We start from the raw sequence: 2,438 nt of genomic DNA, 5'->3' as shown, positions 1-2,438 counted from the left end.
GCGCACTCCACAGTGCGCGGCCCGCCCGCCTCTCTCCCGCCTCGCACCGCCCGTATGAAGGAGCCCGCACCGATGGCCGCCAAGACCTCGACCTCCGCCGCCCTGGACTGGGGCTGGCACCACTCCCCCGCCACCTCCGCCGCCCTGGTCGCCGGAGGCGCCTACGCCGTCGCCGCGACCGGCTCCGTCACCGGCCTGCCCCCCTCCCACGCCCTCCTGGTCGCCGGAGCTGGAGCCGCCGCCCAGGCCGCCGCCGACCTCTACCAGCGGCGCCCCGGCGGCCACACCGTCGCCCGCTGCGCCGCCTGGCTCACCGCCGGCGGGTGGACCGCCTCCGCCCTGGCCGCCCACACCCCCCTCACCTGGGGCATGACCGGCTGGTGGGCCGCCGGAGCCGCCGCCGGTATCACCCTGGCCCGCGGCCTGGTCCAGGCCGAGGAGACCGCCCGCACCGAACGCCACCAGCGCAAGCTCCAGAAGTGGGCCAACAAGCGCGCCAGTGAATGGCACGACCGACTCCACCGCCTCTTCCGCCTGGAAGGCCACCAGGTCGACGGCGTACGCCCGTGGAAGGGCGGCGTCGGCTACACCGTCCTGGTCACCATGCCCTCCGACACCCCCGAACTGCCCGCCGACGCGGTGCGCAAGCTCGCCGTCGACCTGCGCCTGCCCAAGGGCGGCGGCATCGAGGTCCGCGACGGCGAGACGTACGGGCAGATCCTCATCCGGGTCACCGCCGAGGACGTCCTCGCCCAGCAGATCGACCTTCCCGACAGTTCCGAGGACACCACCGTCACCAGCATCTACGACGGCATCCCCCTCGGCCTCAAGCCCGACGCCGAAGAGGCCCGCATCGCCGTCGTCGACGACTGCGCCCTCATCGTCGGCCAAGTCGGCTCCGGCAAGACCAACACCGTCAACGTCGCCAACGCCGGGGCCCTGCGCACCAACGACACCGTCGTCATGCACATCGACGTCACCGGCGCCGGGATCTCCCTGCCCTGGCTCCACGCCTGGGCCACCGACGGCAACGCCAGCGTGCCGCTCATCGACTGGACCGCCGACACCATCGAAGAGGCCCACATCCTGTGCGACGTCGTGATCGCCGGGATCGGCGCCCGCAAGTCCGGGCACCAGGACCAGCTGGTCGACGACGACAAGCTGAAGGTCACCCACGACCTGCCCGAGATCCTGATCCTCGTCGACGAGATCGCGGAACTCACCCCGAAGCTCCTCAGCAAGCTCGACACCATCGTCAACACCGGCCGCGCCGCCCGCGTCCGCGTCGTCGACTGCGGGCTGCGCGCCACCCAGGACGTCATCACCGCCGCGATGAAGAAGCAGTCCCGTGTCCGGGTCGGCATGCGCGTCTCCGACCCCGAGGAGCTGAGCCACCTCTTCCCGACCGGAGGCGCCCGCATCAACCCGAAGTCGGCCCCGTACAAGGGCTGCGGCTTCTACTCCTCACCGGACGCCGACGACGTCGTCTCCGATCCCACCGCGTTCAAGGCATACCGGATCACCCCGAAGCAGATCCGCGCCCTGTCCGTCACCTACGCCGACCGCCGGCCCCGCCTGGAAGACGTCTTCCTCGACACCGAACCCGCCCAGTACTACGCCAGCCGGTGGGGCCGCACCCTCCCCCGCATCTACAGGGGCAAGCAGCTCGCCCCCACCACCCACCCCTACACCGACATGGAGATCCTCCACCCGCCGATCGACGAGTTCACCGGCATCCCCAACACCGGGTTCGTGGACGACGACGCGGACGGCACGGCCGGCCCGCGCGCCGCGAGCAGCTCCGCCACACCGGCCGCGACCGCCACGGCCGAAGCACCGCCGAAGCGGTTCGGCTCCGACCTGCTCTCAGACATGCTCGCCGCGGCCCGCGCCATCGACGGCAAGCACGACCAGGCCGAGCCGGACGCTGCCACCGTCATCGAGGCCGACTTCGGCCGCGTCATCCGCCAGGCCGGAGCACCCCAGGACCGGCCCAACCCCGTCCCACAGCTCCTGGCCGACGCGCATCAGCACATCGTCGCTGCAGGCGGCCGCATCCACACCAGCGACCTCGCCACCCGCATGGGCACCGACCCCGTCGCCCTCGGTACCGAGATCAACCGGCTCCTGCGCGCCGTCGGAGTCGAGCGCCCCGGCAAGGGCAGCGTCCGCGCCGGAGAAGACGGCGAGTCGAAGGCCGGATACCTCGCGGAGACCCTCGCCGCCGCGATCCACGCCTACGCCACCCGCAACACCCAGTAACCATCGCTCCGGCTGTGGGCGGCCCACACGCCGCCCACCACACCCCTCCCACGCGCTGTGGGCCCCCCACAGCGCGGGGGGGCCCCCGGCCCGCATTTGGGCCCCGGGGGCGCCCCCCCCCCCCCCCCCCCCCAGCCCCCCAACCCCCCCGTAGGGAGAGGCCACCGCTGTAAAAC

General features: G+C 72.8%; 1 protein-coding gene. It reads left to right on the top strand.

Annotated elements, in window-relative coordinates:
* The first annotated feature begins 72 nt into the window (after positions 1–72).
* Positions 73–2,262 carry a hypothetical protein gene (locus ABZ371_RS31670; protein WP_358686186.1) on the top strand — a complete coding sequence of 730 codons (2,190 nt, stop codon included), beginning with the start codon at positions 73–75 and terminating at the stop codon, positions 2,260–2,262.
* The last annotated feature ends 176 nt before the right edge of the window (positions 2,263–2,438 follow it).

Origin of the sequence: Streptomyces sp. NPDC005899 (genome assembly GCF_040629645.1) — a bacterium.
GTDB lineage: Bacteria > Actinomycetota > Actinomycetes > Streptomycetales > Streptomycetaceae > Streptomyces.
The sequence above is the reverse complement of the archived record's forward strand: the minus strand, read 5'-3'. Positions and strand labels throughout refer to the sequence as shown.

What these genes read in the sequence shown, in the direction of transcription:
- ABZ371_RS31670 (WP_358686186.1), top strand. Translation starts at nt 73, where the DNA reads ATGGCCGCCAAGACCTCGACCTCCGCCGCCCTGGACTGGGGCTGGCAC.